8 protein-coding genes are annotated in these 6,123 nt (G+C 40.1%); all 8 read right to left on the bottom strand.

Annotated elements, in window-relative coordinates; translation table 11 throughout:
• Window positions 1-278, bottom strand: a 278-nt coding sequence (tnpA, locus tag MUB50_RS08325; RefSeq protein WP_244790870.1) for an IS200/IS605 family transposase, incomplete at its 3' end; no start/stop codon positions are given.
• Between the two features lie 159 nt (window positions 279-437).
• Entirely contained in the window at window positions 438-641 is a 204-nt protein-coding gene (locus tag MUB50_RS17360; RefSeq protein ID WP_015524992.1) for a PF20097 family protein, read from the bottom strand.
• Between the two features lie 114 nt (window positions 642-755).
• Window positions 756-1,073: a DUF3784 domain-containing protein gene (locus MUB50_RS08320; protein WP_180214263.1), complete on the bottom strand. Its 318-nt coding sequence runs from the start codon at window positions 1,071-1,073 to the stop codon at window positions 756-758.
• 381 nt (window positions 1,074-1,454) lie between these two features.
• Window positions 1,455-2,696, bottom strand: coding sequence for an ABC transporter permease subunit (locus MUB50_RS08315; RefSeq protein WP_244790868.1), 1,242 nt, complete (start codon window positions 2,694-2,696; stop codon window positions 1,455-1,457).
• A 1-nt stretch (window position 2,697) separates the two neighbouring features.
• Window positions 2,698-3,585 carry an ABC transporter ATP-binding protein gene (locus tag MUB50_RS08310; RefSeq protein ID WP_173753576.1) on the bottom strand — a complete coding sequence of 296 codons (888 nt, stop codon included), beginning with the start codon at window positions 3,583-3,585 and terminating at the stop codon, window positions 2,698-2,700.
• A 140-nt stretch (window positions 3,586-3,725) separates the two neighbouring features.
• Entirely contained in the window at window positions 3,726-4,790 is a 1,065-nt protein-coding gene (locus tag MUB50_RS08305; RefSeq protein ID WP_244790866.1) for a sensor histidine kinase, read from the bottom strand.
• A 13-nt stretch (window positions 4,791-4,803) separates the two neighbouring features.
• On the bottom strand, window positions 4,804-5,313 hold the full coding sequence (locus tag MUB50_RS08300) for a VanZ family protein (protein WP_244790864.1): 510 nt from the start codon (window positions 5,311-5,313) through the stop codon (window positions 4,804-4,806).
• 16 nt (window positions 5,314-5,329) lie between these two features.
• Window positions 5,330-6,025 (bottom strand): response regulator transcription factor, encoded by a 696-nt coding sequence (locus MUB50_RS08295; RefSeq protein WP_244790862.1) that lies wholly within the window; start codon window positions 6,023-6,025, stop codon window positions 5,330-5,332.
• Between the last annotated feature and the right edge of the window lie 98 nt (window positions 6,026-6,123).

The following is a 6,123-nucleotide window of genomic DNA, read 5'->3' as shown; positions in this document are numbered from 1 at the left end:
TCCTGTCTTAAAATTCTGGACGTATAGCCTTTAAATGACTTTACAGCTTTGTGGATGCCAAACTGAGGATCTACTTCCAAAAGCATATGAACATGGTCTGGCATGATCTCCATTTCCAGAATGTCTACAGAAAGATTTGCAGCATACTCTGTGAGCAGCTCCTTCAGCCGGACGTCCACACCATTAATTAATACTTTTCGTCTATACTTTGGACACCATACTACATGGTATTTACAGGAATAAACGACATTGTTGTTTGATTTATATGTTGTGTTCATATTTATATTATACTATGGTTTATTAGTTAATACAATTGCTATTTTGTCCATCTTCAATTACTTGCATAAATTCGATGGACGCGTCTTATATCCCCATAGCGGAAGCAAGGGGTTTTACGACGCATTGGATAAAGCATATTTTTTAAAGAATTGAAAATCTCAATATTCGTAAGAAACAATAATCTTTCTGCAGAAATCACAATTATAGGCAGCTATGCGGTCTCCAGATATCCTTGCTGCCAACTCTGGATCCGTATTTAACCGCAAACTCTCAGAGCCTTCTTTCCACTCCAGTCCTGCCCCTGCACCAACCGCATGCAACTGACCCTTTCGCATTTTTCCTTCACAATATGGACATCTCATATTCACGTCATCTCCTTTAAGTAATTAAAGTTCCTCGTATTACCGAGAATTATCCTATTTCTGGATAGCTTGTATATCTTCTTTCGCATATAATTTTTGCCTAAATGTTCTTTTCTATTTTTCTCGTTTCTTACGTTCTTTCATCAATAAAACAAATTGGACTGTCCATATTACCCATGCTGCCAGACACCCAACTCCACTATATAAAAAATCTATGGCTGCACCGGCTATAAATGGCAGTGCCATCCACATCATCCGATTTCCATATACTCTGCACATTTCTTTTTCATCATACTGTTTTCGTTCTTCCGTAGATTTCATATTATAGCCAGACAGAAAAGCAGCTGCCTTTCCATTTGATTTTACAAAGCTGATTCCAAATAAAAACATAATCACTGCCATTCCCAAATCAAAGATAACACAGATTATCATTGCAGACACCTCACTTCCCGCTCTGGCTATCAAATAAAAAAAGCCAAACACAAAAGTAAAACTTATTATGTTTGGCTAGGTCAACTTGTTATTTTTTTATCACTCCTTATGGTTGTATTATACTATATATCCCTCTATAGTAAAACAATTTTTTATATTATTTTTTATTTTAATATTATATTTCTACTATCATCAATTTTTCAGATATTTTCAACGCATAAACAATGCTATTAGCTACAATATTTCCGGAAAATTCATCATAGGTTTGTATTGCCACAAAGAAACGCTGGCTCTGAAAATCAAAGCCGTCGTTCCAAATTGTCTGCTTTTTCTTTTGCCGTCGTGCGGCAGATAATCAATTCATTCTATTTTGAACTTCTTTTATGCTACCTGATGTCTGCAATAGGAATGAATCGCCAAGAATGTAAACACAAATAATTCAATTCCTGCCGAAATCAAAATAACATGCGGTGTCCAGAAACTCGTTCCACCGATATTCAGATAATTGAAATCTGCAAGCTGAGAAAGGAAATTGTTCTGCATACCAATTCCGGCAGATGGAAGTATGGTAGAGAGCCATGTTGCTCCCATCGCCACATATGCAAAAAGCGGCATGAGAAGAACTACAATAGAGATCAGCAAAACGGTCAATGTGTCTTTACATTTTGCAGACAGGAACAGCGTACAGCTGACCGTTGCTAATACAGAAAGTAAGCCCGCTGCTGCGAGAATTATCTGCAACTGCCCCAGATTGATGTTTGGCAGATTAATGATAGAGTATCGCATCTGAAACGATGTTTTTAAACAATCCGTCCCGAACGCTGCATCTAAAATCAGAATGTGTACCGTGATCCCGACAAGGAATGTAACAACGAAAAGTGTAAATGCCGCCAGAATTTTGGTAATTGCTAATTGTTTATGCCCGTATTTGGTGGTTCGCAGGATGCTGTCACCGCCCGTTTGATATTCTCCGGCGAAAGTAGGTGCTGCGATTGCCACACACAAAATAGCAAGGAACAAAATATAAAACTCAATATAATCAAATGCATCTTTAGAAATTCCAGAATGAAGATAAAATGGCGTATCAAGTTCTGAATATTTTTCAAGAGCTTTCTGCTGTGCGGTTTCGTTTTCTCTTTGCTCATTCCGCATGACATCCTGTAAATGTTCTGCGCACTTTTCATAATAGGCTCCGTCAATGTCATTCGGGTCAATATCCATTAAATCAGCACCAATGCCTGTTAATGGATCAGCAAACGCTTCGGACAGACCCATCAGCAAGTGACGGAACGGGACGATTTTTTCAACAAATACAGACAGAGGAAAGCCCTCTTCCTCGACTGGCCCATATTCTCGAACGCAGCTTTGATAAGTTTCCAAAGCCGATTTGATCCTATCCGGGGTCACTTCACCAGCGGATGTTTTATATAAATCTTGTTTGTACTTGATAGCTGCCAAGCCATCTAATTCTGTAACCGTGCCATCTTCGTTTGGACGGTTAATACCCTCATATGAAATAGGCAGGTATGCCATGGCTACGGAAAGCAAAAGTGCGATTGCAAGTAAAATCAGGGTGCGCCGTGACTTCAAAATACGTTTTAGTTCAAGTCTAAAGAGCCGCATATTATCTGTCCTCCTTTTCCAAGTCTGTCTGCGGGAACAACCACAGATACAGATCTTCCAATCGTGGCTCCGTTGTAACAGACCCATCAATTTCCGAATGTTCGGACAGATAACGAATAGAAACCTGATTGTGATCTTCGCCTCGCTGATTGATAATGCGCAGCCGCATTTCACATTCCGGCAGCTTTGAGGCCGGAATTATGCAATTCCAAACCTTGCCTTCAATCTGCTTGACAAGTTCTGCGGTAGTTCCGACATCAACAATTTCTCCGGCTTTCATAATTGCGTTGCGCGTAGAAATATATTCTATGTCAGATACGATATGGGTGGAAATCAACACGATTCGATCATGCGAAAACTCGGAAATGAAATTCCGCAGACGCACGCGCTCTCCGGGATCAAGTCCTGCTGTCGGTTCGTCCATGACAAGTATCTCTGGGTCGTTCAACATAGCCTGCGCAATACCAACACGACGCTTCATGCCGCCTGACAGATTGGAGATTTTTTTCTTTTTCACATCGGAGAGCGAAAGAATGTCCAACAAATGATTGATCTTTTGGGTGGTTGCCCTTGTAGGAATATCTTTCAGCGCAGCCACATACTCCAAATAATCTTTGACCGTAAAATCCCGGTGATACCCAAAGTCCTGCGGCAGAAAGCCAAACTTGCTTCGGTAAACTTCACCCAACTCTCGAATGTTTTTTCCGTCATAGTAAACTGCTCCGCTGGTTGGTTTCATAATATCAGCAATCATGCGCATGAGCGTGGTTTTCCCTGCGCCATTCGCCCCCAAAAGTCCCCAAACGCCGGGAGTCAATGTCAGATTGACATCATTTACTGCTGTTTTGTCTTTGAACTGCTTGCTTAAATGCTCTATTTTCAGTTCCATGCTTACACTCCTTTCTTTTGCTTCGGCTGAACAATAAAAAGCCCTTGTTCGATAATCATTGTACCGAACAAAGGCTTTTCAATCTCAAAAATCACACGCTTAAATTCCTAAGTAATTCCTAAGATCACAGTCTTATTTTCCTAAGCGGAAAGGGGTAATGTAATCACAAAGTCTATGGTTTCGTTTTGACTGGATGCAGTAATCGTTCCACCGTGTAAATGTATAATTTCTTCCGAAATAGAAAGACCAAGTCCCGCGCCGCCTGTATTGGAAAGCCGGGCTTCATCCAACCGATTGAATTTCTCAAATATACTGTTAAGCTGTTCCTCCGGGATTGTTTCCCCACGATTTTCAAAAGTGATCTGAATATCATGTTCTAACCGTTTGGCCGATATAGTAATCTCTGTCTGTGGGTAGCTGTATGACGCGGCGTTCCGCAAAAGGTTACTGAAAACTCTCGCCAGTTTTTCAGGGTCAGCGTTCACGGATAAGTTATCCTCCGCAGTAAATACCGCTGTATTGCCATTTGCGGAGAGTGTCGGATATATTTCATCTATTACCTGCGCAATCAGACAATGTAAATCCACAGGTTCTTTTTTGATAATAACCGTATGTGCATTGTACTTGGTAATTTCAAAAAGTTCATTGATGAGCTTTTCAAGGCGTTCTGCCTTATTCAACGCAACTTTTACATACTTTTCCTTTTGCTGTTCAGGCATGTCAGGGGCTTCATGGAGCAGGCTCAAATAGCCGATTACCGTTGTGAGAGGAGTGCGTATATCATGTGCCAGATACATAATAATTTCATTTTTCTTCTCTTCTGCCTGCTTTGCAGCCCGTTTGCTCAACAGAACAGACATTTTGATTTGATTGAGTTGTGCCTCCAATTCTTTCAGTGGGTCAGGCAATGATACGGTATGATTGTTCTGCTCATAGACCGTTTGGGTCGCATCAATTACTTCATCCAGATAGCCCCACGGCTTTTTCCAATAGTAATTGAAAATACATACAAAGCCGATCATCAGATACAAAATAAAAAGCAGATCGAGCCGCCAGTAGAGCCATGCAAAAATACCGTTGTCAAATTTTGAAAAGATGTAGTCCAAGATAAGGGTCAAACCATATCCAACAACGGTATAAACCAGCAATGATAGGTATAGGCGCACTTTTAGGCACTTTTCTGTTGTCATTTCTTTCTTTGACATGAGAATACGCCTCCTACCGATTAGCAAACAGAAGAAAGCCAAGCAGGCCAATCACGACAACACTTACTATGCCTGCCAGAATAGAAAACAGTCTGTTTGCTTTTATTCTATTTCCGATTAACCGGGCTGTTATCGAATATACAGCAAGTCCCAAAAGACCGCCTGCCGCATTTGTGAGTACATCAGTAATGTCAGAACGTCCGATTGCTAAAACATACTGCATAGTTTCAAATAAAAAACTTGTTCCAGCAATCAGCATGAATTTCACATATAATTTTGTTCTTGGCAGAAGCATTTGAAGATAAATACCCATAGGCACAAAAATCAAGAAATTTTCGAGCACCTCTGTTAAGTGAAATGCTACTCCAATTTCCTTGTCATAGTGAAAAGGAATAAAGTTTATACTTCTTATCTTGTCCAGATCACTGATTGAAAATTGTAGTTTGAAAAGTATGATCCAAACCAAGAGTGCCAGATAAATTAAGAATAAAATGGTTACGAAGCAATTTGATTTTCTTTTCATAGCGTACTCCTTTCGCTTAAATTTTGTAACCAACACCCCAAATCGTTTTAATATACTGCGGAGTATCGGAAGTATCTTTCAGTTTCTCACGCAGATGTCGAATATGCACAGTAATTGTGCTGCTGTTTTTAGAGTAGTATTCATCTTTCCAAACTGCATGAAACAGTTCTTCAATACTTACAACATTCCCAGCATTTGACAAAAGGACGTGGAGAATAGAAAACTCTGTCGGTGTCAGAGAAACCGGCTCACCGTCTAACAGACATTCATGGGTCTGCACATTCAGGCACAATTTGTTATAGGAAAGTTCCGATGGAACTTTCTCTGTGATGATACCGGGCGAATATTTCTTGTAACGTCTTAACTGCGCTTTCACTCTGGCAACTACTTCAAGTGGACGAAAGGGTTTTGTCACATAATCGTCCGCTCCCAATGTCAGCCCCGTTATTTTATCCGTTTCCTCAATTTTAGCCGTTAGCATTATGATCGGATAAGTGTATTTCTTGCGGATAAGCTGGCAAAGTGAAAAGCCGTTCATATCCGGGAGCATAATATCCAGAATGGCAAGATCAATGTCGCCGCTTTCAATATACGACATGGCATCCGTTGCGCAGTAAAATTTATGAACGATGTAATTTTCGTTTTTCAAGTAGACCTCCAACAGATCCGCTATATCTTGTTCGTCATCTATAATTAGTATCTTTTCAGACATATTTTCAACTCTCCTTTTTGCTTGTACTCGATTAAGTATAACAAATACAGCATCTAAATTCACAATGGATTGCATGCGAAATTATTAAGATTTTCCTA

This window comes from Blautia sp. NSJ-140, from assembly GCF_022868965.1.
GTDB lineage: Bacteria > Bacillota > Clostridia > Lachnospirales > Lachnospiraceae > Blautia_A.
The sequence above is the reverse complement of the archived record's forward strand: the minus strand, read 5'-3'. Positions and strand labels throughout refer to the sequence as shown.

Coding starts and splice junctions, on each gene's coding strand:
- MUB50_RS17360 (WP_015524992.1), bottom strand. CDS start 641: ATGAGATGTCCATATTGTGAAGGAAAAATGCGAAAGGGTCAGTTGCAT.
- MUB50_RS08320 (WP_180214263.1), bottom strand. CDS start 1,073: ATGATAATCTGTGTTATCTTTGATTTGGGAATGGCAGTGATTATGTTT.
- MUB50_RS08305 (WP_244790866.1), bottom strand. CDS start 4,790: ATGTCAAAGAAAGAAATGACAACAGAAAAGTGCCTAAAAGTGCGCCTA.
- MUB50_RS08295 (WP_244790862.1), bottom strand. CDS start 6,025: ATGTCTGAAAAGATACTAATTATAGATGACGAACAAGATATAGCGGAT.
- MUB50_RS08315 (WP_244790868.1), bottom strand. CDS start 2,696: ATGCGGCTCTTTAGACTTGAACTAAAACGTATTTTGAAGTCACGGCGC.
- MUB50_RS08310 (WP_173753576.1), bottom strand. CDS start 3,585: ATGGAACTGAAAATAGAGCATTTAAGCAAGCAGTTCAAAGACAAAACA.
- MUB50_RS08300 (WP_244790864.1), bottom strand. CDS start 5,313: ATGAAAAGAAAATCAAATTGCTTCGTAACCATTTTATTCTTAATTTAT.